Annotated in this window: 23 protein-coding genes; 6 read left to right on the forward strand and 17 right to left on the reverse strand. The window is 39.0% G+C overall.

From position 1 onward, the window contains the following. Positions 1 to 563: 563 nt before the first annotated feature. The 5 genes from CVD28_RS05510 to CVD28_RS05530 form a co-directional block, all read right to left on the reverse strand. A complete protein-coding gene (locus CVD28_RS05510) occupies positions 564 to 902 on the reverse strand; it encodes a hypothetical protein (protein ID WP_101591381.1) in 339 nt (112 codons plus the stop codon). A 30-nt stretch (positions 903 to 932) separates the two neighbouring features. Continuing rightward, positions 933 to 2,249 (reverse strand): TRAP transporter large permease, encoded by a 1,317-nt coding sequence (locus CVD28_RS05515; protein ID WP_101591382.1) that lies wholly within the window; start codon positions 2,247 to 2,249, stop codon positions 933 to 935. A gap of 16 nt (positions 2,250 to 2,265) precedes the next feature. Next, complete coding sequence (locus tag CVD28_RS05520; RefSeq protein ID WP_180953975.1) at positions 2,266 to 2,823, reverse strand: TRAP transporter small permease; 558 nt, start codon at positions 2,821 to 2,823, stop codon at positions 2,266 to 2,268. 85 nt (positions 2,824 to 2,908) lie between these two features. Next, positions 2,909 to 3,925 (reverse strand): TRAP transporter substrate-binding protein DctP, encoded by a 1,017-nt coding sequence (gene dctP / locus CVD28_RS05525; RefSeq protein ID WP_101591384.1) that lies wholly within the window; start codon positions 3,923 to 3,925, stop codon positions 2,909 to 2,911. Positions 3,926 to 3,971: 46 nt separating this feature from the next. Further along, on the reverse strand, positions 3,972 to 5,756 hold the full coding sequence (locus CVD28_RS05530; protein ID WP_101591385.1) for a thiamine pyrophosphate-requiring protein: 1,785 nt from the start codon (positions 5,754 to 5,756) through the stop codon (positions 3,972 to 3,974). 898 nt (positions 5,757 to 6,654) lie between these two features. Between CVD28_RS05530 and CVD28_RS05535 the strand changes: the two genes are divergently transcribed. The 5 genes from CVD28_RS05535 to CVD28_RS05555 all read left to right on the forward strand — a co-directional run bounded on the left by CVD28_RS05535 (position 6,655) and on the right by CVD28_RS05555 (position 12,052). Further along, positions 6,655 to 8,118 (forward strand): aldehyde dehydrogenase family protein, encoded by a 1,464-nt coding sequence (locus CVD28_RS05535; protein WP_101591386.1) that lies wholly within the window; start codon positions 6,655 to 6,657, stop codon positions 8,116 to 8,118. A gap of 601 nt (positions 8,119 to 8,719) precedes the next feature. After that, positions 8,720 to 9,808, forward strand: a complete 1,089-nt coding sequence (locus CVD28_RS05540) for an amidohydrolase family protein (RefSeq protein ID WP_101591387.1) — start codon at positions 8,720 to 8,722, stop codon at positions 9,806 to 9,808. Between the two features lie 18 nt (positions 9,809 to 9,826). Next, complete coding sequence (locus CVD28_RS05545) at positions 9,827 to 10,195, forward strand: metal-sulfur cluster assembly factor (protein ID WP_180953977.1); 369 nt, start codon at positions 9,827 to 9,829, stop codon at positions 10,193 to 10,195. Between the two features lie 732 nt (positions 10,196 to 10,927). Continuing rightward, positions 10,928 to 11,344 carry a riboflavin kinase gene (locus CVD28_RS05550; RefSeq protein ID WP_101591389.1) on the forward strand — a complete coding sequence of 139 codons (417 nt, stop codon included), beginning with the start codon at positions 10,928 to 10,930 and terminating at the stop codon, positions 11,342 to 11,344. A gap of 252 nt (positions 11,345 to 11,596) precedes the next feature. Beyond that, positions 11,597 to 12,052 (forward strand): flavin reductase family protein, encoded by a 456-nt coding sequence (locus tag CVD28_RS05555; protein ID WP_101591560.1) that lies wholly within the window; start codon positions 11,597 to 11,599, stop codon positions 12,050 to 12,052. 369 nt (positions 12,053 to 12,421) lie between these two features. On the opposite strand, the gene CVD28_RS28575 is transcribed toward CVD28_RS05555, so the two are convergent. The 5 genes from CVD28_RS28575 to CVD28_RS05575 form a co-directional block, all read right to left on the reverse strand. After that, complete coding sequence (locus tag CVD28_RS28575; protein ID WP_257985761.1) at positions 12,422 to 12,760, reverse strand: AMP-binding enzyme; 339 nt, start codon at positions 12,758 to 12,760, stop codon at positions 12,422 to 12,424. A 73-nt stretch (positions 12,761 to 12,833) separates the two neighbouring features. Next, positions 12,834 to 13,103 (reverse strand): long-chain fatty acid--CoA ligase, encoded by a 270-nt coding sequence (locus CVD28_RS28580; protein WP_257985762.1) that lies wholly within the window; start codon positions 13,101 to 13,103, stop codon positions 12,834 to 12,836. A 220-nt stretch (positions 13,104 to 13,323) separates the two neighbouring features. Next, positions 13,324 to 14,154, reverse strand: a complete 831-nt coding sequence (locus tag CVD28_RS05565) for an alpha/beta fold hydrolase (RefSeq protein ID WP_180953979.1) — start codon at positions 14,152 to 14,154, stop codon at positions 13,324 to 13,326. Between the two features lie 73 nt (positions 14,155 to 14,227). Next, positions 14,228 to 14,455: a hypothetical protein gene (locus CVD28_RS05570; protein WP_101591391.1), complete on the reverse strand. Its 228-nt coding sequence runs from the start codon at positions 14,453 to 14,455 to the stop codon at positions 14,228 to 14,230. 852 nt (positions 14,456 to 15,307) lie between these two features. Further along, positions 15,308 to 15,994: an RraA family protein gene (locus tag CVD28_RS05575; protein WP_101591392.1), complete on the reverse strand. Its 687-nt coding sequence runs from the start codon at positions 15,992 to 15,994 to the stop codon at positions 15,308 to 15,310. Positions 15,995 to 16,289: 295 nt separating this feature from the next. Between CVD28_RS05575 and CVD28_RS29195 the strand changes: the two genes are divergently transcribed. Continuing rightward, the gene (locus tag CVD28_RS29195) at positions 16,290 to 16,436 is read left to right on the forward strand and encodes a hypothetical protein (RefSeq protein WP_374702505.1); all 147 of its coding nucleotides are present in this window, start codon (positions 16,290 to 16,292) and stop codon (positions 16,434 to 16,436) included. 355 nt (positions 16,437 to 16,791) lie between these two features. Here CVD28_RS29195 and CVD28_RS05580 read toward each other — a convergent pair whose 3' ends face one another. The 7 genes from CVD28_RS05580 to CVD28_RS05615 all read right to left on the reverse strand — a co-directional run bounded on the left by CVD28_RS05580 (position 16,792) and on the right by CVD28_RS05615 (position 25,339). Further along, on the reverse strand, positions 16,792 to 17,568 hold the full coding sequence (locus tag CVD28_RS05580; protein WP_101591393.1) for an IclR family transcriptional regulator: 777 nt from the start codon (positions 17,566 to 17,568) through the stop codon (positions 16,792 to 16,794). 518 nt (positions 17,569 to 18,086) lie between these two features. Continuing rightward, positions 18,087 to 18,869: an IclR family transcriptional regulator gene (locus CVD28_RS05585; protein WP_101591394.1), complete on the reverse strand. Its 783-nt coding sequence runs from the start codon at positions 18,867 to 18,869 to the stop codon at positions 18,087 to 18,089. Positions 18,870 to 18,968: 99 nt separating this feature from the next. Beyond that, positions 18,969 to 20,177 carry an FAD-dependent monooxygenase gene (locus CVD28_RS05590; RefSeq protein ID WP_101591395.1) on the reverse strand — a complete coding sequence of 403 codons (1,209 nt, stop codon included), beginning with the start codon at positions 20,175 to 20,177 and terminating at the stop codon, positions 18,969 to 18,971. A gap of 360 nt (positions 20,178 to 20,537) precedes the next feature. Then, complete coding sequence (locus CVD28_RS05595; RefSeq protein ID WP_101591396.1) at positions 20,538 to 21,254, reverse strand: dienelactone hydrolase family protein; 717 nt, start codon at positions 21,252 to 21,254, stop codon at positions 20,538 to 20,540. Between the two features lie 279 nt (positions 21,255 to 21,533). Beyond that, entirely contained in the window at positions 21,534 to 22,904 is a 1,371-nt protein-coding gene (locus CVD28_RS05600) for an MFS transporter (protein WP_257985763.1), read from the reverse strand. Positions 22,905 to 23,511: 607 nt separating this feature from the next. Further along, a complete protein-coding gene (locus CVD28_RS05610; RefSeq protein ID WP_101591399.1) occupies positions 23,512 to 24,069 on the reverse strand; it encodes a hypothetical protein in 558 nt (185 codons plus the stop codon). A 40-nt stretch (positions 24,070 to 24,109) separates the two neighbouring features. Next, positions 24,110 to 25,339 carry an FAD-dependent oxidoreductase gene (locus CVD28_RS05615; protein WP_101591400.1) on the reverse strand — a complete coding sequence of 410 codons (1,230 nt, stop codon included), beginning with the start codon at positions 25,337 to 25,339 and terminating at the stop codon, positions 24,110 to 24,112. Positions 25,340 to 25,344 lie beyond the last annotated feature (5 nt).

Here is a 25,344-nt window from a genome sequence, read left to right on the forward strand (position 1 = left end):
AACTTAGCCTCTTTATGAAGTGCATATTAATTTTTTAGAAATTATAAATATATGTATTACACCAACTGGATTATTCAAACCACTCATTATGTAATTTTCATTATATTATGAACATTTAGAATTGTCAAAATCATTAAAAAAACCAGATAATAACTGCCCGGTCCTATTTGGTTAGTGAATGTCCGATATTTTGTTCTCTATTCCATGTTCAGCCTTATAATATTTTTGATACATTAGTCCTTTAACTGTGGTAGACGCCAGTTGCTTCAATATGAAACAACTAGAACCGGATTCTTTATTTTCATTGAAGACCAATGTGTGCCTGCGTCCAGTTCAAGTTCAGTAATTGGTCTTCTACGTTTTCAACGATTCCTTCCTGGACTTTGGAAATGCCTCTGTCATTCACATCGTTCGTTGCCTTAACAATACTCAGGTGGTTTTTTCACACTAAGAAATAAATTCGGATATTTATATCAGTAATAAACAAAATTATCACAACAAAAAAAATAACCGGCACTTATGCCAGCCGGTTATTGCCTTAGGCCACGAATGCTAAAAACTGCTCAATATTGCCAGACTGATGATTTCCAACCATTATTCGTTAGGCAATATAGCTCTTTTTCAATCATCACGATATCATTTATCTGTAAATTGTTGATTAAATCCTTTAATACAACTTGGTGTGCCACTGTTCTATTCCAAAAACTCAATAGCCTTTCTTTCTTTGCTGAAGTCCAGTCTTCCAATAAATCACTTTCATACCAATTAGGACTGTCAGTTGCCCTATCCAATGAATGGGTTAATTCGTATTTCTCTCTTCTAACCAGGGAGACATTCTTATCATCAATTACTCTGCTTATTATTTTTTCGGGACCTTTCACTTTAAACACTTTGATTTCCATATAATTATCCATCTCCTTACACATTATTTGCTAACTTGAAAGAATGGTTGGAAGCCAAGTAGCGATTTTTGGCAGCATCATTATTAATGTCAGCACAACAACTTCCAACGCAATGAAAGGTACAGCACTTTTGATGATGTCTGACATGGTAATATCTTTTGGTGAAACGCCCTTCATAACATATAATAGTAGACCAAGAGGCGGAGTTAAATGTCCCAAATCCAACGCGATCAACATCAGAAGCCCAAACCATACTGGATCAAGTTGGAATACTGCAATCATAGGCATGAAGAGAGGAAGAGTAACCATCATAATGGAAACCTGATCCAAAAAACATCCCATGATGATGACTATGAGCATCATTATAATCACAATCCAAATCGGCTCGATATCCAGACCGGTAAGCAGGGTAATCAGTTCTCTTCCCGCTCCTGTATACGCCAACAATTGACTAAATACGGCCGACGAAGCAATAATGATGAAAATCATACCGGTAATCTTGAGCGTACCTTGTAACGATTTCCAGATAACTTCTTTATTGAGGGCTCGATAGGCTGCTGTAACAATGATTGCTCCAAGGGCACCAATCGCTGCAGACTCGGTGGGAGTGGCAATTCCAAAGAAAATGAATCCCAATACCATAAAAATAATAACCGACATCGGGAATACATATTTAAAAAAGGATTGAACCTTTTCCTTGAAACTAACTTCTTCAATATCATAAACTGGAGCTAGTTCAGGGTTTCTCCAGCACTTATAGATAATATAAATAATAAAGGAAATCGCCATAACGATACCTGGAATGATCCCGGCAATGAGCAGGTCATCAACTGGAATTTGCCCCATTGCACCGAGCAAAACCGCCATAGCACTTGGCGGGATAATCATGGCCAAACTACCAGAAGCTAATATAGGCCCGACAGTCATGGATACATGATATCCCCTTTTTCTCATATCAGGGACCAATACTGATCCGAGCATGGAAGTATTGGCAATATTGGATCCACTCATAGTTGCAAATAATGTTCCACCTGCAATTGAAAGGATACTTAAACGCCCCGGTATCCGGCCAAACCATTTGGATAATATGTCAAGTGTTTTCAAAACTAAACCTGAATGAAACAATATTTCCCCCATTAACACGAAAAACGGAATGGGTGTCAGTGTAAATTTAGCCAATGAATCATACATGCTTAAGATCATATTATTTAAGCCTGCTTCAAAACTTACGATGTAAGCTACAGCCAGGATATTAACCACTAAAAATGAAAATACCACCGGCATGCCAATAAACATAAAAAATAACAATAACCCAAGAAAGACTAGCAAGAATCCCCACCAAACCATAATATTCCACCCCCTTCTATGATTCTCTTAAGAGTGTAAGCCGGACAAAATTGTGAATGAACCTCAAAAATAACAATCCAAACCCTATTGGAATGATTAATAATGGGATGTATTTGGGCATTTCTAACACATTCGTGATGATGATCCCCCTTTGGTAATGATCGATGGTAACTTGTAAACTAAACCAAAAAAGAATCATACATGTTGCACTTCCAACTAGATAAATAATCCCATTCAGCCATTTTTCAGTTTTCCCGCTTAAATGTTGAGTGAATACGTCCACTTTTATATGATCATCGTTTTTCAATATCCAGGGTGCTGCTAAAAAAGCAAGATATAGCATTGTATATTCGCTTAATTCAATAGTCCAGGAAACATTAACGTCCAAAAAATTTCTCGCTAATACTCCATAACAAATTGACATTAATGAGATGACTACCAAAACCGAAGCAACAATCATTAGTGCCATTTCTATTTTAGAGAGTATACTGTCAGTGATATGAATAAAGGATTTTATCCATTCGTCTTTGACATTTGTTTTTCTTTCAGATAGCGGTACATTCCCTGTGCTCAAAAGCTCATCCTCCCCAACGGAGATTTTCATAGCCAATAATGGTTAAATAAGGGCTTGTTCCTTTCGGAACGAAGCCCATCAGCTGTTATTTTTTCCTGAACAGTTCTTCAAGTTTTGCAGCATTATCGCCGCTGACTTCCTGTAAATGCTTCCATCCTGCCTCTTCTGCTATCTTTGGAAGCTCATCGCCCAGATTCAATTCTTCAATTCCCAGAGTTTCAAATTCTTTCTTTTCTTTCTCTCCATAAGCTAATACATTCTTTGTATAAACTTCACTAGCTTCTTCTGCAGCTTCATAAAGTATATCTTTTAAATGATCTGGAAGGGAATTCCATTTATCATTATTCACTATTAACTCTGTATCATTAACATAAATATTAGGAGTGATTCTTTGTTTAATCTGTTTCTGCCATCCTAGATCTGTTATTCCCACATCAACAAATGCAACGCCGTCAACCATTCCCCGTTCCAAGGCAGAATATACGTCCTCTAAACCAATTGTCATACTATCTGCCCCAACTGCTTTTGCAAAAGGAATATGAGATGGTGCAACGCGAAGGCTAAAACCTTTCAAATCCTCAACTTTCTTAATTGCTTTATTTGTGTATAAAGCATAATTAAGGGCATTTCGCTGACTATGCAATAAATGCATATTACCTTTTTCCTCATGTATCTTATTAATGTAGTCATAAGCCCCATTTTCCTTTTCCTCATCGAAAGTATAGTCCGAATACGTCATAACCTCTGCTTCAGGCACAACGCTTGTGTAGTAGCCGCTTGGAAGAAAGGCCAGGTCGACATTTCCACCCTTAACGGACTCTCCTAACTGGAATGGCGGAACAACTTCAGGACCGCCTAAAAAGTTGATTTTTAATCTTCCATCACTTTTCTTTTCCACACTTTCCGCTAATGCAGGCATCATTGTTGAATAGACACTATTTACCGCAAACGCTGCCACAGCTTTAATTTCGATCGTCTCACCTTTATCCGTTTTCCCTCCGGATGCTGATGGTTCTGCTGTATCTTTTCCGCATCCTGCCAGGATCCCTGTCAGCATTAATGCCGTTACACTTAATTTTGTAATTATTGGGAACTTGCGCATCAGCCGAATCACACTCGCTTTTCAGTTATTGTTTTTTTTGCTAAATTTATAGGTTTTGATGAGAAACCTGGGGAATTTGCACGTCAAGCACTACAGAACGCCCTTCCTTAACCATGTTGATCGCGCTTATTAAGGCTTCCACCAATTCACTTGGATAACGTATCGTCCGTGCATACGCACCGCCCGCTGCCTCGGCTACCTTTGCTAGCTTTGCCGGCGGGTCGAAATTAACCCAAAATTGATCAGTTTGACTGGCTGCCCCATCTGGATGCACTCCAAGTGTGGAATATCTCGGCGCTCCCCAACCGCGATTATTGTAAATAATGGTTAAAAAAGGAGCGTCATACTTTCTTGATATCCAATGTACAGGTGTTGGATTGCTGAATATGTAGGAACCATCACCCGTGAGGTTCACCACTAATTTATCCGGTTTCGCTAATTTCGCACCAATGGCTGCTCCTCCATTCCATCCCAAGGAACTCGCTCCACTCCCAAACATCGTTCCAGGGATGTTGCGTGGAATGAGTTTAGAAACAATATCATAATTGGTTATCGATTCATTGATAATGATCGTATCTTCGTCAATAACTTCTCTTATACAGGCAGTAAGCCATTGAGGAGTAATCACCCTGCTGTCTTCCAGCAGTTCTTCTTGCTTCCAATTCCTCCTTTGTAAATCATGGATTTCTGAAACCTTATTGTATCTATAGGTAATTTTTTGCTCATCAGTCGTTTTTTCATCTAAATAGCAATTCAATTGCTCTAAAGCAATGCATGAGTCTGCCTTAAAGAAGCTTTCTGAAGGGATGTACCATAGAGGTGTTTTCTCCTTTAACGGGTCAACATCGATGTAGTATATTTTTGATTCAGCGGATGGTTTGTTAACTAACGGAATCCAAGGTACATCACTGTCTATAACCACAATTACATCGGCATTCGCCAAATGCTCATTTTGGTTCGGATTGTTCCAATGAAATCCGATATGCATTGGATGGTCAGATGGGAAATTCACATAATAAGGAACAGCTTCAATCACAGGGATTGCCAATCGTTCACTCAGTTTGACAAGCTCGTTAACAGCATCCGGATTTCTGCCTAGATAAGATGTAACAATGAGAGGATGACTAGCATTTAACAAATCATTAGCTATAGCTGCAATCCCCTTTGGGGGAATAGCACTCGGACTAAGAGGCTCCCATCCTTTCGTATTGAAAGGCATATTGTCAACTTCTTCTTCCAGCACTTCGCGGGCTGCCATCAAATAAACAGGTCCTTTTGGATCACTTTGGGAAATCTGCAGTGCCCGATGTATCATCTGCTTTACATTTTTACCAGTGCGAATCTCGTTGTCATACTTCATGTATTGACGAACAATCCCCCTCTGGTCGAATACATCCTGAATCCAATGGATAAATTCATTCCGGCTACCTGTAAGCTCCCCTTCTTGTGTAAACGGGGATGTTCCAGCAAAAATAAGTACAGGTACCCTGCCCCTTGCTGCATTGTGAATGGAGCCGCCTAGATTTTGGGTCCCGCATTCCACATGTACAAATACTGCTTGTGGCCGTCCTGTTAGCTGGGCATAACTATGGGCGGCACTGAGTGCAATCATCTCGTGTGGACAAATGATGATTTCGGGTATGCTTTTGTTTTCCTGCTTAGCTTGAGCCCAACTCTCTATGATTGCAGGATGATCACTTCCCAAATTGGCGAATATATAATCTACCCCCGCCTCTTTCAACGCATCCATCATTGCACTAGCGGTGGTATATTTACTAACCTTTAAATCTTTTTTGTCTAGATCTAAAATTTCTTCTAAAACATTAACCATGGTAAACCTCCTTAACCTAAGTCTTTTTGAAAACGTTTCCAATATACGATCGATTTTGCACCATATATCTGATGCTGATAAAATCAATCGACGATTGAAATAACCTCTACATCTCAATTATTTAACGTGCAATTGTGACTATATCTCCGTTTGTGACAAGTAGAATAAATTTGTGTGAATGTCTTGAGGGAAAAATTACTAATAAACAGGAGTCTGGTAGTTAGGTGTTCTATTCTGTAATGTGACAACATTTAATTTTGAAGAGTTCTTTGATGTACGTACATTGTTTAAAGTGTAGTAAAAACGAACAGTTTCTTATTGATTCCCCCTCTCACCCTATCATTCACACATGGTGAACAGGTTTCACTATAGGCGAGTGATATTGCTAAATATAACAAGCCCTGCATTTGAATGTAAATAAAAACTATTCTAAATATTACAACAATTATCAACATGAACTGACTGCTTCCTTCTCCATTCAACACGATTCAACTTTAATCTCTTATTTATACTCTTATGTCGCCCTTCTATTATGAATGTTCTAAAAAAATAACAAAATAATTCTTTATAATATTTGTAATATTTATAATATTTAAAATATAATAATGGTGTGTTAATTTTTAATCTAAGCACTTTGGAGAAAAAGCCAAGGAGGGGGGAATGAAATCACCTATATTTAAATTCTGGTACAAATACAAATGTGTTCTTCTTCCTCGTTTTACTTTACTTAAATTAACATCCTTACTTACGTACCTATATCATACGTATTTCAGTCTTCAATGAAATTATTTCTCACCACAATTTGATAGCGTTTACATTAAACTACTAATCAGCATACGGAGTAAAAATAGTATCGTCGTTAGTACCTTATTTCGAATATAATAGGAGGCTGGCTATATTGAATAAATTACTTACAGAAACAGAAATCAAGGTAAATCTCTTGATTGCCAATAAGGAAGTAGAGACCGAAAAATATGAAGAAGTTCGGGATCCGGGGAAATTAACGGATATTGTAGGCCGGATTGCTGTAGGAAGCGCTGATGATGTGGATAAAGCTGTGCAAGCAGCGCATCAAGCCTTTTTATTATGGCGTAACACACCGGTTCAAGAACGCATTCAAAAGGTTAGCGAAGCAGCTCAGGTTCTACAAGCATCTGCTGAAGAATTAAAAGCATTACTTGTTAGAGAGCATGGTGGAATGCTTTGGGAAGCAGAAACAGATTTTTACCTAGGTGGCGGTGCAACTCTTTTTTATGCATCCATTGCAGAGTCCTTTTTGAAGCCAAATCAGCGCGAAGATGAAACAGGGACGATCAGCATTGAAAAAGCGCCTAAAGGAGTTATTTCTGCCATCATACCTTGGAATATGCCTATAGTTTTAACAATGAATAAATTAGCACCAGCATTAGTTACAGGGAACACGATAGTTGTAAAACCTTCACCTACTGCACCTCTAGCTTTATCCCTTCTGTTGAAAAGGATGGCAGAGGTTCTTCCGGATGGGGTTATCAATGTCGTGCATGGTGATGCAGATGTGGGCCAGGCTATGACTCGCCACCCATTAATTCGGATGGTTGCATTTACAGGAGGAACGGAAACAGGCAAGAAAGTAATGGCTGATGCAGCACAAACAATCAAACCTGTTACCCTTGAATTAGGAGGAAATGATCCTGCCATTGTCCTGGATGATATTAATCCGCGTGATATTATGCCAAAGCTTTTAAAAGGCGTATTTACTCGAAGCGGACAAATCTGTTTTGCGGTAAAGCGGATTTATGTACCGCGCAGCATGCATGAAAATTTTTATCAAGTCCTATGCGAGTTTGTGGATGAATATAAAGTAGGTCATGGATTGGATTCCCGTGCATCATTTGGGCCGTTAAACAACAAAAAGCAATATGACTTTGTTAATCAGTTGATTGAAAGGACTAAAGCAAGTGGTGCAACTGTCAGGGAATTGGGAGAAAAACTTGATCCAGAAAATTGGAACAATGGATATTATATCCTGCCTCATGTCATCAAAGACGCTCCTCCAACCGCAGATTGCGTAACTTGTGAACAATTCGGACCTGTTATACCAATAGTCGCTTACGATTCGATTGAGGAAGTTGTAAAAATGGCCAATGATGGCGAACACGGTTTATGTTCATCCATATGGTCCAATGATCATGAGAAAGCACTAGAAATAGCAAAGCAAATCGAAGCAGGCAGTACGTTCATTAACAGCCATAGTTTTGACTCATTGTCATTGGGAATGCCTTTTGGCGGAGTAAAACAAAGCGGTATTGGCAGAGAAATAGGCGGCGAAGAAACACTTTCCGAATATATTAATTATCATTCTATTAGATTAGTTAAAAATTGAGACTATAAAGTACAATCAATCTATACATTTTATTAATGAAAAAGCCGGCCTTCAAGCCATAAAAAAGCCATCTCAACGTAATCTACGTTTAGATGGCTTTTTTTAACTACTCCCCTTACTTCATCCTCTTGATGCAAGCATTCAAGTCATCTCTTGCTGCCCTTTCAAATGAAAATACTCATGTAGCGTTAATAAAAGAGTAAGAATGCTTATATTGACTGATGACTATTATTGTTAGATACCTAATATCAATCCTGTTGCCATTAGTCCATCCTGTAAATCCACTTTCATTTCTCTCAACTAATTATTTTTTTCAATTCACCTCCTAATCATTTCCTATGAAATCACATTTTATATAACAAATATTCACTAATTCTTCATGAATTTTCCTTCTTAACATATTTTATAATACAACGCTTTCAACATTTAAGGAGGTGAATTTTAAGTCTTATTGTAATGGGCAGCTTAGATTACCAAAGGTTATATGTAAAAGAGTTCAAAGTAAAGAGATCTGCAGGTACAGAACATAATCAATTGAATCTATTTTGCATCGGCTGTAGGTAACCTTCAATTCAAATTTTCTGTATAGGAGTGTTGAAGAATGATAGAAGATGTAATCGTTATTGATGGGGTTGCCCATACGTACAACCTAGACCGTAACAATCATGCAAGCGGCCGGTATTCCGATGCGGTAAGTGAACTTGTATGGGGATCATGTTACCCATTATCGCAGCAAGGGTACCGAGTCCCGCGTGAGTCGTTCCTGAGGGATTGGGACATCGAAGAAACGGCAAACATGCTATTCTTAGAGAGTAACACGGACTTGGCTGTTCATCATGTCCTTGAATTAAATGCATATAAGGACGGGCTTGTTTCTTATGAAAAGACGAGGGCCATTAAAGAACGCTGGCCGGACCGGTTCATCGTCTATGCTGGAGTCGACCCTCTCCGTGGAAAGGCGGCTCTTGAAGATCTCGAGCGCCAGGTGGAAGTCCTTAAGCCTGTTGGCTTGAAACTATACCCGAGTAGCTGGGGAGCTGACAATGTTCGGGGATGGCATATGGATGATCCGGAAGTGGCCTTTCCATTCTTCGAAAAGGCACGGGAGCTGGGACTGGGAACAGTGGCCATACATAAAGCTGTGCCCCTCGGTCCGATACCAATGCAACACTACAAAGTAGACGACATAGACCGCTGTGCAGATGCCTTTCCGGATTTGAATTTTGAAATCGTCCATGGCGGTATGGCTTTTATTGAAGAGACTGCTTGGCAGCTTGCACGCTTTCCAAATGTATACGTAAATATTGAAATATTGAGTGCGCTTGCTGTAACCAAACCTCAGGCTTTTCTCCAAGCAATGGCTGGCCTCATCTCAGCCGGGGGACCAGTAGCATTGGATAAAATCATTTGGGGAACAGGATGCATGGCCTTCCACCCGCAGCCTCTGCTGGAAGCGTTCTGGAACGATTTCGCCTTCCCTGAAGAGTTAGTCAACGGGCATGGATTACCACGCATGGATAAAGAAGCTAAACGCAAGATCCTGGGCGAGAATTTTGCTCGCATGATTGGCTTTGACTTACAAAAAGCGAAGCAACGTACCGTAGGCGACGAGTTTGATAAAAAGCGTAAAGAAACAGGCGGCAATGCTTCGCCATTTTCGACTACTAAGGTTTCTGGGATGGTAGAGTAAGCTATGGAAAACAATAGTATGATTATAACGAACGAAAAACAGTCAATAATCCGCAATATACTTAGTGAAGTTGTGGACCCGTGTAGCGTTGCCATGGGCGTACCCCTCAATGTTCTAGACATGGGCCTTTTAAAAAATATAGAAGAAAAAGAAAATGGAGAAGTTGCCATTCACCTTCGAATAACTTCCCCAATGTGCACGATGGTTTCTTACTTTATTAAGGAAATTGAAGAGCGGACAAATGAGTTTCCAGGGATAGGGAACGTTATATGCGTCGTAGACAACGGGATCGAGTGGGAACCGGGCATGATGACAAAGGAAGCCGTTCAAAAACGGATGGACTACCTGCACAGCCTGGATCGGAAAATGAGCAGAAAGATCACATAAAATAGGGTTAAATGGGTATAAGAGGATACTTTAGAAAAAAGTATATAAAAAAAGGGCTCTCACTTAATCACATTGTGAGAGCCCAAGTTATTGACAATTCGCACCTAATCTGTTTAGTAGAAGTTCATGATACAGCCCTCCCCTACTCCCTTATCACCAAATAAGGACATTTTAATTGAATAATTATTTACTCTTTACAGTTAATTCATGGGGTCCTATGACCATTCCCCTTTTACATGCATCTTCATTTTTATAAACCTCTTGACATCAATCGTACATTTTTTATCATCTCATTAAGTTTTGTAATAATTTGTGGCTATACTCTATTCCGTTTGATACTTTTAAAAAGTGGTTTAGGTCAAAGCCTCTAGCCAAATATCCCCTCCAATATTCCAACTTTAATTCTGGATAAATAAGTGATAAAATGCTAAAAATTTAACTATTGTAGCTTAATACACTGAATTATCACAATATTTAATATATAATGGCATTAACTAATTTTATTTAGTGGGAGGCTGAATCCTGGGATTGTTTTTTTGGAATTGGACGAAGGTTTAATGGAATCCAGTTTCAGGTTAAATAATCTCAAATAAGACATTTCCTTGTCTATAATGAACATTTTAAAAATGTTAATAAAATTCTAGATTTAAAGTAAGAGCTCACTCGATAAGTTATTTACCTGAACACCCCCGCTTAAAAAGACACTAATAAAGAAGGAAGGGATTTTACGCGATGAATACACCTCTTTGTTCATTGCATGGAGTAGTCATAAAAGGAAGACAAATTGGCGGAACCATAGGATTTCCTACTGCCAATTTGTCATTAATTTCAAAAAAGCCAAACCTTGAACATGGAGTGTATGGTGTCATAGGTTATTGGAATCAGCACCAATTATTTGGTGTGATGAATATAGGCGTAAGACCAACGTTCCATGACACTCGTGAGGTTAGCTACGAAGTGCATTTCTTTGATTTTAATGATCAAATATATGATGAAGAACTTTATGTAGATGTCTTATTCTTTGTAAGACCTGAGTTATCATTTTCAAAAGTTGAAGAACTTATCCAGCAGATTCATCAAGATGTTGCTTTTGTAAAAAGAAGTTTTTCATCGCAGCAATCAGTTAATGGATGTTTTTCTGGGCTTTGAAATAGAAGAATGGGCTTGTTACTTGTACAAAAATATGTAATTACAAAGTTTTTAAACTATTCAGATAACAGCATTTACAGATTATAGATAATTGCGTATTATTTACTTAAGTGCACAAATAGTAAATATTGTTTACTATTTGTTAACAAGCTATGAAAGCATTACAGCACTATGTAAAAAATTATAACAATTAAAAAGGGAGAGATTAAATTGAGTACAACAACAGAACAAGTATCATTATTTAAAGAAGTGATGGGAAGTTATCCAACAGGAGTAACAATTGTAACATCAGTCGATGAACAAGGAACTCCAGTTGGTCTTACTGTAAATTCTTTTGCCTCTGTTTCCATAGACCCTTTGCTTGTTTTATGGTCCATTGATCATCGGGTTTCATCTCTGGATGCTTTTAAAAATTCTAATAAATTTGCCATACATATTTTAGCCGGTGAGCAAAAAGACCTTTGTTGGAGTTTTTCAAGCAAAGATGCTGATCGATTCGGCACATGTGAATGGAAATTTTCTGATTACAATCTTCCTATTATCTCAGGGGCGTTTGCAACTCTACAATGTAAGACGTTTAAACAGGTTGAAGCCGGCGACCATACGATCTTAATAGGTGAAGTTATTGATATTCAAAAAAATGAGAAAGACCCAATGCTATATTTCCGCAGGAATGTAGGCTCTATTCCTGAAAACTGGTCTATATAACCTTAAAATGATAAAAAGCGTAAGGAGCCAAATTGACTGGCTCCTTACGCTATTTAATCATTACTCTTTCCAACTATTCCCTTATGGAAACCGGCAGCAGCAAAGCCCAAGAAGTGCATCTAATATATGAACCTTTTACTCTATTTTTCTTTCCTTACAAGCTTATCAACCAGGCTGTCTAGGAGATGAATTACTTCCTTCATATACCTCTCGGGAAGAAAGTAAATAAAATTTCTAGTAAGGTATACATTTCTAGCATGCTCTAGGTCCATTGAGGATATAAACAAAACCCTGATTTTTCCTTTAAAATAGGTAATTCAGGGTATTACCTTCCAAAAAGTAAATTAGCGCATAAGGTAAACCAATATTTTACCCATCTATGCTTCTTTTCATCTTAAATTCACAAGATTTTGTCTGATTATTAAGTCTTTTAAATCCGGCTTCACTATTTTTCCGGAGAGTGTGATGGGGAGAGAGATTTTCCATGAAAAGGATCTTATCAGGAACCTTATAATCGGCGACACGCTCCGCAATAAATATTTTCATATCTTCAACTGTCGCATCATATCCCGGCTTCATGAGTATCGCTGCACATGAGATTTCGCCCAACACAGAGTCAGGCAAACCAACGATCGGAATGTCCATCACACTTGGATATGTGTAGAATATCTCTTCTATTTCATGAGGATAAAGGTAATACCCCCCCACGAATAATCATGTCCTTCTTACGACCCACAATACGAAATTATCCTTGACTATCGACGGTAGCTAAATCCCCCGTTTAGAACCACCCTTCATCGTCCAAAACCTCACGAGTCTTATCCGGCATGTTATAGTAACCCTTCATTTGTCCAGCCCTGCGGAAAGCAGACTCGCCAACTTCACCAACAGGCACTTCTTGCCGGCGGTCATCCACTACCTTCGCTTCAACGCCTGGAAATACTCTTCCGACCGTTTCGGCAAGAGTCACATCACCGTCCTCAAAACTCGTTATTATCAACCACGAAGAGGCCTCAGTCATACGGTAAGCTACTAAAATTTCACATCCCATTTCAGATCTAATCCTCCGCACAATTTCCACGCCTACAGGTAGTTAGCTGACCGCTGATAGATATAAATGTCCGTTCATTTTCATTATTAATAGAATCTAATTACCTTCTCCGAATACTTATTTATCGTGTCTAAGTTCTTTAAATGTAGGTAATAATATGATTACTCCCCTTATATTAGCAAACTAAAAATTGGCTTGAACACACTGATATTGATTTTGCTTAACCTTCTTTTAAAAATTCGATTACTCTATTGTTAAACTCTTCATGACATTCAATATTTGGACAATGACCTGCATGTTCAAATACATATAATTTATTATTCGGTAACTGCTCTACTATTTCTTTATGATAACCTGGATCGCGTAGTTTGTCCTTTGCACCTGCGATAATAAATGTTGGAACCTTTACATTAAAATAGTCAACATTGGAAAGCTTTTTAAAGTCTGAAACTTTTTTCTGAGCACTAGGCGATTTAAAACGAGCAGCAGCCGTACATTCCCAAGCCCCAGGCTCCAATGATAATTGATATCTCTTATTTATATATTCCTCATTAGCCCATTCTTGATCATTGAATAAAACTTCAATTATTTTCTTCATATGTTCCTTGGTACAATCATAGGAATTTAATATTTCTCTGGCTTCATTTTCTGGAATCACACCTCCGCCGCTGACAACGACTATTTTTTTCAAAGGCCAGCTTGGAGTCTCTTTAGCTGCTTCCCTTAGAAGTAACGTTCCACCCATGGAATTGCCCATGAAATGTGCACTATCTATACACATTACCTTTAAAAAATCTCGTATATGATCAATTCTGCGTTCTAGCATACCATTAAAATCGAATACTTTTTCTGTCTTTCCAAACCCTAGCCAATCAGGTGCATATACATGAAAATGTTTACTCAATTCTTCAATGTTATACTCCCAGCTTAATTCAGCACACCCTCCAAATTCACCACCATGTAAAAGTACCAATGGTTCTCCTTCACCGGCTTCTAAATAATGGGTTTTTACTCCATTAACCATTACATAACTACTTTTGACATTACCCATAAAAAACAGCCTCCTTCTCATCAATTAATGAAATGAAGAGAGGGGTCATCCCCTCCCTCTTTTTACAGCTTCCTTATCTAAACTCTTTGACAATATCAAATAGTTCTTTACCTTTGTCATTTGCATTCTTGTAAACCTCATCTAATACATTCTGAGTCAAATCTTTAAATACTTTCTCCTCTTCTGCATTCAATGTATGAACCTTCCCTTTTTCCGCTTCCATTTCTTTCAACAGGTCTTTATAGAAAGTTCTGCCTAGTTTTTCATATTCAACCATAGATTCATTACCTGTTTCTATCATTACATCTTGCCCTCATTCTTACCAGCCGATTGGGTCAGGTACTCACCATAGGAGATTTTGGTTTCTCTTCTGATCTGCAGGCTGGGGACTTGGTTCCATTAAATTCGACATAATAACCTCCTGATGAAGTACTTATGTTATAATCGACTTCCTTTTCATGCTTGCTCTTAAACCTGTAATGCTGCTAGGCCTGTACCCAATAGTGATAAAACCTGGATCGAAAATCTAAAAATCAAAATTTTTTCACAGAATCTTTAGACGAAGAAAATGGCAACGCTTTTTTCTTTTTATTCATTACAAAAGAATACTGAATAAATTTAAATAAATATGAAAGCGCTCTCGCTAATTATAGATATAAAAAGTATTGCTCTATAATTACTATAAATTGTGGATGAAGAGGAAGGAAATGTTAACCAAGGTGGAAAACGATAAAATATTGCAGGAGACATTAGAGTTTTTTCAGCTAGCCAATATCAAAAAAAAAAAAGATTGAAATGGCAGATTTTGGACTTGGCCTTATTTTATTATATTGAATTACTTGCTGTTCTTTCTACTCTTTAAAAAATCCAAAGGTACAGATCCAACTGATAATTATGTAAGGCTAACCATGGATTCAGAATCGCTTCAGCTTACAAAAAGTAAGGGTTAAACCCTCTGTTGCCAGTTAACTCCCGGAGTTTGCCGGTCGGAATGTTAGTGACATAAAACTCTATGTTAATCCAAAGAAACCATATATATTTTCAGCCAATAGATTCGCAATTTGCATTCGAAATTCATTTCTTCAACCCCTCAATGTCATAAACTTATAAATTATTATGAAGAGTGTATGATTTGAGCACTTTTTTTAACACTTCAAAGTCTATCAGCAAATTCGAAACCTTTCCGTTTGAGGATTTCATCTACCCATTTTCGGTCGACTTCTCCATTCTCAATGGAACGCAGAATCTTCTCCTCCTTAATTTGCTGCTCCTGTGCAAGCTGAAGAATTTCCTCTGCACCTTGGCAAGGGATAGCCACCAATCCATCTTCATCCCCTACAATAATATCTCCTGGATTAATTACCATGCCGCCTATTGTCACAGGAACGTTAATTTCACCAGGTCCATCTTTGTATGGCCCCCGGTTTGTTACCCCTTTAGCAAACACAGGAAACATTTCTTTCTTAATAATGCCGTAATCCCTAATGGCCCCATCGATTACAAATCCAGATATTCCGGCCTTTTGTGCCAAGCGCATCATAATTTCCCCGACGATTGCATTAGTTGTTTCCCCGCCTGCATCTACTACAAGCACTTCACCAGGTTTTGCAAGGTCGATTGCTTTATGAACCATTAAATTATCTCCTGGTCTTGTTTTGACTGTGATTGCCGTACCTAATAATTTACCTTCTTTATGATGCGGCCTTATGCAAGAGCCAATTGCGTTTAGCCGGTTCATATTATCACTGAGGTGTACAGTAGCAATATTTCTGAACTTTTCTATTATTTCTTTTTTCACTGGATTATTAATTTGTAAAATTCTAAATCCATGGTTTGTCAAAGATGGTTCCCCCCTAAATCTACACTTTTATTATTTATTATTCACAGAAAGATTTTAAGAACATCTATTTTCTTATTCAGGATAAATATTCAATTCATTTAAAGCAGGATAAATATTATTTTTATAGTTTTAATTATTAATATAAGCCAATAGCATATGGCAAAACCATACAACATGGTAATTCTTAAGGAAAATATTTCATTATTAAAATCAATAAATATAAAATATAGTCCTTAGAATTTCAGCTTTATTTTTCTTTGCAGATTGGCAGGAAATTTTTGAAGCAAGGAGATTTATTGAAAGGGAACTCACCTTCTTAGGCACTAAAAAAGCAAGCCTGGAAGACTTCTTTGATATGGAGAAAACCATTTTGGACATGGAATTAGCGATCAATGAAAATAACCATGCAGATTATGTCTCGGCCAATTTACTTTTTCATTAGAAAATTGCGAGATCGCCAAATAACCTTGTAATGTATCATTTATACCAATCAATCAATAATCTAGTTGCTCACGCCAAAAAAAAGCGGTAACCGTTCAAGGAGTAATGGATAATTTACTCCAGTTTCACAAAGGCATATTAAGAGCGATGAAGAATCATAACCCAGAACTTGCTAGTGAGTTGATGATTATATTAATAATGTTCATGTCCTTTTACGAAAAAGTATGATTATTAAAGTACCAGGCAACCTCCACCGGTTAAGGACAAATCATCATCCCCGTGCGGTGCAGTCGTACATTGTTATCCTGTTCATTTCAAGGACATACTTATTGAGCAAAAAGAGGTACTATTAGCACTTAAATTCCTTTCTTTTTACGTTCTTTAATCATTTCAGAGATTTTTTGACCAGCCAGCTTAATATCTTCCAAAAATTTTGGATTTTTCAGTTTGTCCTTCATTCGGTGTACTGGACCTGCTATGCTTATAGCCGCAATCACTTGGTCCTTTTCATTGAAAACCGGAACCCCTACTGCAATAATCCCTTCAAGGAATTCTTGGTCACAAATTACATAATATTGCGACCTAATGACATCTAACTTTTCTAATAACTCATAATGAGAGGTGATTGTTCTTGGGGTGTATCGATCCAATTCCTTAGGGAGTAATGAATGAATATAGCCCTCATTCTGGAAAGCAAGGATAATCTGCCCAGTGCTTGTTGAATGAATTGGGTGCCGTTTACCAAGGTGTGTATGAAGTTGAACAGGAAACTCACACTCTATTTTTTCTAGGTAGATAATATGTTTTCGTTCTAAAATACCGAGATGGGAAGTTTCTCCCGTTTTCTCAGTTAGCAAATTTAGGATCGGAGTGGATTCCTTTAAAAAAGGTATTTGAGTCCTTACTATATTTGTTAAGGACAAAACAGATGTTCCCAAACTGTAAAGATTTGTTATGGGATCTTTATAAACAAATCCTTCACTTGTCATAGTAGATAATAGTCTGTGTACTGTGCTCTTACTTATCTGTAATATCCCCGCAATTTCAGTTATACCAAGCTCTGGTTTATCCATAGAAAAAATCTTAAGTACGCGTAATGCATTTGAAAGCGATGAGTCCCTTTGATCCCTCATTGTCTCCCACTCCCATCTTAGCGATTGGTTAATTCTTATTTACAATGGCTATTGGACAAGAAAAAAAAGAAATGAAGTCATTATCATCGGCCGTAATCCTTGTCGTTTCGTATTACATACCTCACTTTTCTTTTTACCTGCTCATAAACCAATTAATCTCATAATATTCTCTTTAAATAAATATAACCATGGTGTAAATCATATTGAAAGAAAGACCAAAATTGTTCTGGTGATATGTCATTTATCCAATAACCAGAATATCTACCAATTTGGTGATCATTTATGGATCACCTCCCATTCGGACAGGTAAAATGGCATGTGATGTCTTTGCCTATCACTATTCCCAATGTTTTACTAAGAAAGTTTTTTTCACATCTAAAGGAAGAAGACACCTCAAATTCCGTTCGACTGCACCCATGCTGGACACCTCAAAAAGAAGCTGGCGTATGGGCCAACTTCTTTTTACTGCTAAGTGTTACAGCCACTCATTAAATAAGACATAGGACTTGATTGGGATATTAATAAATTTCAGTTAAATATCCAAGCTTTTGCGAAATTTCATTTGCTGCCTTTTTTGTCATTTTAATGAGTCTTTCCCGATCGTGGAATTCCATTTTATGGCTTGGCCCAATCACGCCAATCGCCGCTACAGTTTGTCCATTCAGCCCGAATACTGGAACGGAAATACCAGTTAGGCCTACAAAAGTTTCGTCAATATCGACAAATAACCCTTGTTCCTTTATCGTTTGCAGACGACGGATAAAGATTTCTTGATCTATTAAAGTATAAGGGGTTCTTTTCTCTAAAGGCGTGTCATTCAGAATGGTTTTCACTTCAGTGATTGGCATCTGAGCTAACAGCATAATACCCAGCGCGCCATAATGTAAAGCCCGGCTGCGGCCTGCATAGGAACGCAATGGAAACTCATCATTGCTATCAATTGACAATAAATATTGGATTACATTTTTTTGCGGGATAGCCAGCAGAATCGTTAAACCTGTCGTTTGGTGCAATTCAGACAGCACAGGCTCGGCCTCCCTGCGAATATCAAGGTTTTCTAATACAATTCCCCCGTATTCGAGAAACTTGTAGCCCAGCCGGTAGGTGTGATCTTTATTTTCATAATAAATGAGTCCATTTTTCTCCAGCGTCCATAACATGCGGTATACGGTAGCTTTAGCAAGGCCGGTTTGCTCTACAATACATTCAATTGTCAGATTCACTTTTTCAAAGCTAAAGCAGTTTAATATGCTAATAATTCGTTCAATAGCACGTATCGGCTCTACTTTAATATCTCTCATATCATACAACCTTTGTATAGTTATTTAGAACTACTTGCTGCAACATGAAATGAAAGGGCTTTCGTTAATTGAAAACCCTTTCAAGCCACCGTATTTTTATTATTGATTTACTAGATTATAATGCCCGTACAGCCAGTCCACAGCTTTAAAGTCTTCTGATGACCGTTGCTCCAGCAGTGTATCTCGCAATAAGGTGCCAACCTCATCCCCAATGTGCAAGATTTCTCCAAAAACCCGTGCGTTCTTCTGAACTCTTGCTGTACGCGGGACCCGCTCTTCTTGATACTTAGAGAAAGCCTTTTCTACATCATTGGAATATGAATTCAGCTTCTCTCCCAAGGTAACCGCATCCTCCATCGCCTGGCACGCACCCTGGGCCAGATATTGAAGCATAGGATGTGCAGCATCACCAATTAATGTAATCCGGCCTTTCGTCCAATTGTCAATTGGCTCGCGATCGTAAAGCGGCCAACGGCGGTGGCGCTTGATATAGGAAACTGCATTACGTACGGTTTCACAACAATCGCTGAAACGTTCATCCATCTCTTCAGTCGTGCCCCAATCCGTTGTTTCCTCCAGCTCCTTCTTGTAATTATAACTTTTAAAGACGACTACCTGATTGAATAGCTCCTTCCGACGTACCGGATACTGAACCAGGTGACGGTCCGGTCCAACCCAAATCGTAACATCGTCCAAACCTGCATATGATACTACCTCTTCCATTGGGATGGTTCCGCGATAAGCGACATACTCTGAGCAGATTGGTTCGTCATCAATCAAAAGCTTGCGTGTCTTTGACCAAAGTCCGTCTGCTCCTATCACAGCTTCTGCCATATATGAAGAACCGTCACTGCATGTAACCTTGACCTGGTCTTCCACATTGTCAACGGACTCCACCTTTTTGTCATTCAATAAAGCGATGCGGCTGTTTCTTCTGCAGGCGTTAAGCAATACCGTATGTAAATCGGTCCGGTGCATGACGGCATACGGGTATCCATAACGGTTACGGAAGGATTCACCAAGGTCTAATGCTGTTAGTTCCTTTCCTGACATTGCATCCATCAGTACTAGACGCTTCGGAAAGAAAGCAAATTCAGAAATTGCTTCGAATAATCCGAATTTATCTAACACCGCCATCGCATTGGGCCCTAATTGAAGCCCTGCACCGATTTCACCAAATTCGGGTGCCTGTTCCAAGACATGCACAGAACGCCCTGTCCCCGCAATGCTCAGCGCTGCAGCTAGCCCGCCGATTCCTCCGCCGATTATTAGGTATGAAACTTTATTTATACTTGTCACTATCTGCATCCCCTTTTATCCGAATTTTGTAAGCATAATAAATTCCGAGTATCATAGAAAATCGGAACCGTTCGAATATTACTAAAGTTACACCCTACCTGTTTGACTGAATGTGATTACTAGCATTCGTACATAATGTTCTATTAAATAGGCTTGATCCTTGGCAGGCAGAATGGGGCCGGGCAACCGACCACATCCCCCTTAACAGGGATGCTAATATAATATTGTTCCCCTGTTCATTATATTATGAATTGCCGAATCACACAATGAATTTTTTTAACTTTTCAAATGATTTATATTATTAATTATTTTCTGAATTCATTCGAAAAGGAGTACCGCCAATGGCTGTACCCCTTAACAAATATAAGATTATCGTTTGCCTTTTAGATAAAATTCCAGAAAGGTGACTGTATGATCCCATGCTTCTTTTGCGGCTGCTGGACGGTAATTACCCCGGGTGTGATCATGAAAAGCATGCCCGGCACCCCGGTATGTTCGAATTTCATATATTTTGTTATGGTTCTTTAATTCGTCTTCCAGATTTGCCACATGATCCATCGGAATCAAAGGATCGATTTCCCCAAAATGCGCCAATAGGGGTAATTTTAAATTGGCCGCTTTTTTAATAGGTGACACAGGCTGGTTAGTGGTTTCTTTTTGATGAACCATGCCATAGAAATCAATGGCTGCGTTTAGTCCATCAATCTCACACCCGGCTAAATAAGCGAATTTTCCTCCCACGCAAAATCCCATTACAGCTATGTTTTCTTCCATCACTTCCGGAAGGGTTTGTAGATATTCCATTACCAGCCTTGTGTCAGCCATTACTTTTTCATCACTCAACCCTGCAAGAGTTTGTTGCATTTTATCCGGTGTTGACACATCCGGCTGGCCAGATACAGTATAATAATCTAATGCAAAAGCCACATACCCATGTTCTGCCAAACGTTGAAGGACATCTTTTATGTATGGAGTCAACCCATGAACGGCCGGCATCAGAATGATGACAGGTGCCGGCAGCAATCCCTCTGGTTTGACAAGCCATCCGCCTACCTCTTTGTTTTGGTTGATATAGGTTTTTTCCATACATTCCACCTTCCTGCATCAATACAATTAGCAAAAAAAACTTTATTTATCAGTATGACTTCAATGTATCGATTATTTCCTGATTGTCTTGTGAAACAACTTGGTTAACCAAATTCCTCGCATAAATATTACAGCGTAATCCCGGGAAGGTGCTCGCATCCTTCCCGCATCACACATAATTGTTAGAACAGACGTTGATAGCTGACCTGGTAGACGTATACCGAGCTCGAAATCAGTTACTACCTTAATTTTTTAGTTTAGATGTCGTTATAAGTCGCATTATACATTGACATGGGTATTCAGCTGTGCCTTTACGTCATCCGGTTTCGTTATCTTATCAAAGCTACCGTATTTTTCCTGAATGAATAAAATGGCAAGAGCTCCTAAGATACTTGGAACAGCAAACGCAATAAATGCGTTTTGTGGAGCGATTCCCGCAGCCAGGATCAGGGCAACCACTGTCGGAGCTAATATGGCACCGATTCTACCGAAACCGAGTGCCCAGCCAACACCTGTGGAACGGGCTTCGGGAGGGTAATATTCTGAAATATATGGGTTTGCAAGATTTTGGGTTCCGACTGTACAAGCTCCTCCAATCATGATCAAGATATATAAAAGGAACAAATTGGAAGTTAAACTTAAAGAAATGAAACACAAAGCACCTAATACATATAGAGAGACCAGAATTCTTTTATGACCAATCTTTTCAGCCAGATACCCTCCTATTAGAGAACCGACCACTTGACCTACGCATAGGACCAAATTGAAAGATAAACTTGAAGTCAGGCCGTATCCAGCCTGCTGCATAATTTTTGGCAGCCATGTATTAAGTCCATAAACCATCAGCAGGCAACTGAAAACAGCAATCCAAAAAGCAAAGGTACTGGCTGCCCGCTTATTTTCAAACATTTTCTTAACCGGAGATCCGTTAAACGCTTTTTGGTCGCTTGTATATTGATAGGTTTCCGTTTCCTGGTATTGCCCGACAGGATTGATTCTGTTGAGGATGCTTACAAGCTGCTTGGTTTGCTTTTTACTAACATAAAAAGACATTGACTCAGGGAAAAACTTCAGGAAGAATGGGAGAGTCAAAAGCGGAATAACCCCGATAAAATAAATTACTCTCCAGTCTGTCACTGGAATTAAATACATGCCAATCAGAGAAGCCAATATCCCGCCGAGTGAGTAGCCGCAATACATTGTGGCTACAATAAGGGCTCTATTTTTCTTTGGGGAATACTCTGTCATCACTGAAATAACGTTAGGCATTAATCCACCCATTCCAAGTGCAGCTAAGAATCGCATAATGGTAAACATGGTAGGATTAGTCGCAAGTCCTGAAGCTAACGAAAAAACGCTGAGCAATACCATACATATAGCTAACGCCCTTTTCTTCCCCAGTTTATCTGCCAATGGACCAAAAATAAATGCACCAACCATCATTCCTACTAAAGAATAGCTTCCAACTGCTCCCGCCTCGACAGGAGAAAGCGACCATTCTTCCATGAGCCACGGCAAGCTCACCCCAAACATAACAATATCAAAGCCGTCGAACATAATTGCGTAAAAACACCATAAATATACTAATAAATGAAAGCGATTAAATTTACTATTAGCAACCACTTGTGAAGGATTAATCGTACGCATCATTATTCACCTTCCTTATTTTAAGAGTTTTGACCAATTCATTCCGCATTGCAAGAGAACCGTTTGCAGTTACGCGTTCTGAGCCAATAAATTCTCGTCTCTACATATACCCATGATTGTAAGCGTATACAATTTTGGGTATTATCAGGAGAAAATCGCTAACTATCCTCCTTTCAATAAAAATCTTTATTTTCTGAATTAAATAATAATACGGAATATTTCGGTGTACAATCCCATATGTCCCGCTATGTGGAACAAGTTATAATTTTACAACTAAAAACCATAAAAATATTAATAATGCAGGAAAAAGGATCATTTTCAGGACAAGAATCAAAAGGAAATGATTATTAATAAACTGCCAAGGCCCAATCATGCTCTTTCTTTGGATCTTTAGATGATCAAGCCTGGGTAAATTATGTTGCTTCGTACCTCGGAAATTGGAGTTTAATGTCTGAAAAAAATAAAGCTGCACCTGTTATGCTTCCAGGGCAGCTTTATTATCATCTCCAAATAGAAAGTGATTTGCCTCTCCATCTGGTTCTGTTTAAACGCGAATGATTACATCTTATTCTTTTAAATATTGTAAAAATGGATTACATCATCGTTCTTTTTAAAGAAGATAAAATATATTCCCGTTAGGCCCAAGTGGCAGATGGCCCATTTCCAGTAATTCCAGCAAGGGACTAAAAATATCCTCTTCGCCTGCAAGTTCGGCCGAGCATGCCAGTATACTTATATACATTGCATGTCCTACCAGGTATTTCACTGCATTTTCATCTCCGAAAAGATGGAAGGCTTGCATATATGCGCCGTGAAATACCAATTCTGGCACACGGTCTACTATATCTTCCAGCAGTTTTTCGTTTCCGTTGATGTCGATTTTGTTCTTTAGCTCTTCAGGCAAATCTTTTAGTACATCCCACAGAGCACTTTTTTCAAGTGCGATACGCGAAACCGCCTCAGGAACTTCCTCTTTGGAGAGCCATTGTATTTCATAGTCTTTTACACCCAAGTTGCTCATAAGTTGATCTAGTTTTGTATTGGCTGCATGATCAATTTTTCCGGCATAAGTATACCAGTCAATGGTTGTTAGCCGCTCGATTAATTCATTCACGGAACGAGCATCCGTCCCATATTCTTCTTCACTGATTAATCCTGCTACTGGCATGCAAAACTCTCCTTTCCATTCAATGCTTAAACAGTGTTTTTTAATATTTCGTCGTGAGTTCGGGTGGACCGAACTTCGGGCCATATGGACCTTCATCAAGCCAACGTCCAAGTCTTGGAACTATGGAAACCAGTGAAGCTGCAAGTTCTCGTTTCAAATTCATCTCTGGAGAGTTCCCCTGGAGATGATGAAGTGCAGTTGTTGACCCATCCCGGTTCCACATCGCAGCAATACGGCGCTCTGACGCTGCTTTATCTATCGCGTCTCTCCGCTCTTCTTCCGAACCTGCCTTCAATGCATTTTCAATCCCTTGAACCCCAATGATTGCATCAGGAACACCTGAATTTAATCCACGTGCACCAAATGGAGCAAACAAGTGGGCTGCTTCACCGGCAAGCAGGACACGGCGTTTTTCGTCTGTGAAACTATTAGCGACCACCTGATGGAATCGGTAAGTAGATACCCAAGTTATTCGATCCGCATATTTTTTATCCATCACTTTAGGCAGCCATTTTTTTACGCCTTCAACATCTGTATATTCGTCTAGATTGTCGCCTTCCAATAGCTGCAGGTCAATTCTCCAGCCGTTTTTAAACGGTACAAACATTACATTCCGTCCCCCCATAGCAGGATGTTGGTAATGGAATGTACGCTCAAGCGGAAGCGGATTTTCAAGGTCTTCCGTTACATCGACAACCAGGAATGTATCTGCGGTTCGTGGCCCTTCAAATTCCAACCCTGCCTCACTGCGTACGACAGAACGCGCACCGTCAGCACCGATGATGTATTTCGCTCCCCATACATCACCGGATTTAGTGGTTAATGTCACACCGTCTTCGGTAATGTTTAGTTTTTCTACAGGTGAATCCCAGACGAATTCCACTCCCGCTGCCAAGCAAGCTTCGTAAATATGCTTTTCAATATCATCCTGATGCAGTGCTGTGAAATGTGGCAATTTATTTGGATCTGTATTATCGGTTTTCCCATAGTTCTTGACATATACTTCTTTTCCCTTGTAAAGGGTCCGTTTAATAGGCCAGATGATTCCATTGCGTCCCAATGTGAATCCTAGTCCCGGAGAGATTTGTTCCAGATGCTTTAAGGAAGCGCTATGAAGAAATATTGCCCTGCTGCCTGGACGGGGACGGCCGAATGGATCCGCTTCGATTACAACAGATGAAATTCCTCTTTGCTTTAACGCAAGCCCTGCGATTAGACCTACCGGACCAGCGCCGACTACGATAACATCCCGTTTGTTTACTTGTGCCATAACTT

The sequence above is a fragment of the Bacillus sp. M6-12 genome (assembly GCF_002860285.1).
GTDB lineage: Bacteria > Bacillota > Bacilli > Bacillales > DSM-1321 > Peribacillus.

Coding starts and splice junctions, on each gene's coding strand:
- CVD28_RS05510 (WP_101591381.1), bottom strand. CDS start 902: ATGGAAATCAAAGTGTTTAAAGTGAAAGGTCCCGAAAAAATAATAAGC.
- CVD28_RS05515 (WP_101591382.1), bottom strand. CDS start 2,249: ATGGTTTGGTGGGGATTCTTGCTAGTCTTTCTTGGGTTATTGTTATTT.
- dctP (WP_101591384.1), bottom strand. CDS start 3,925: ATGCGCAAGTTCCCAATAATTACAAAATTAAGTGTAACGGCATTAATG.
- CVD28_RS05530 (WP_101591385.1), bottom strand. CDS start 5,756: ATGGTTAATGTTTTAGAAGAAATTTTAGATCTAGACAAAAAAGATTTA.
- CVD28_RS05540 (WP_101591387.1), top strand. CDS start 8,720: ATGATAGAAGATGTAATCGTTATTGATGGGGTTGCCCATACGTACAAC.
- CVD28_RS05545 (WP_180953977.1), top strand. CDS start 9,827: ATGATTATAACGAACGAAAAACAGTCAATAATCCGCAATATACTTAGT.
- CVD28_RS05550 (WP_101591389.1), top strand. CDS start 10,928: ATGAATACACCTCTTTGTTCATTGCATGGAGTAGTCATAAAAGGAAGA.
- CVD28_RS05555 (WP_101591560.1), top strand. CDS start 11,597: ATGGGAAGTTATCCAACAGGAGTAACAATTGTAACATCAGTCGATGAA.
- CVD28_RS28580 (WP_257985762.1), bottom strand. CDS start 13,103: ATGGGATGTGAAATTTTAGTAGCTTACCGTATGACTGAGGCCTCTTCG.
- CVD28_RS05565 (WP_180953979.1), bottom strand. CDS start 14,154: ATGGGTAATGTCAAAAGTAGTTATGTAATGGTTAATGGAGTAAAAACC.
- CVD28_RS05570 (WP_101591391.1), bottom strand. CDS start 14,455: ATGATAGAAACAGGTAATGAATCTATGGTTGAATATGAAAAACTAGGC.
- CVD28_RS05580 (WP_101591393.1), bottom strand. CDS start 17,568: ATGAGGGATCAAAGGGACTCATCGCTTTCAAATGCATTACGCGTACTT.
- CVD28_RS05585 (WP_101591394.1), bottom strand. CDS start 18,869: ATGAGAGATATTAAAGTAGAGCCGATACGTGCTATTGAACGAATTATT.
- CVD28_RS05590 (WP_101591395.1), bottom strand. CDS start 20,177: ATGCAGATAGTGACAAGTATAAATAAAGTTTCATACCTAATAATCGGC.
- CVD28_RS05595 (WP_101591396.1), bottom strand. CDS start 21,254: ATGGAAAAAACCTATATCAACCAAAACAAAGAGGTAGGCGGATGGCTT.
- CVD28_RS05600 (WP_257985763.1), bottom strand. CDS start 22,904: ATGATGCGTACGATTAATCCTTCACAAGTGGTTGCTAATAGTAAATTT.
- CVD28_RS05610 (WP_101591399.1), bottom strand. CDS start 24,069: ATGCCAGTAGCAGGATTAATCAGTGAAGAAGAATATGGGACGGATGCT.
- CVD28_RS05615 (WP_101591400.1), bottom strand. CDS start 25,339: ATGGCACAAGTAAACAAACGGGATGTTATCGTAGTCGGCGCTGGTCCG.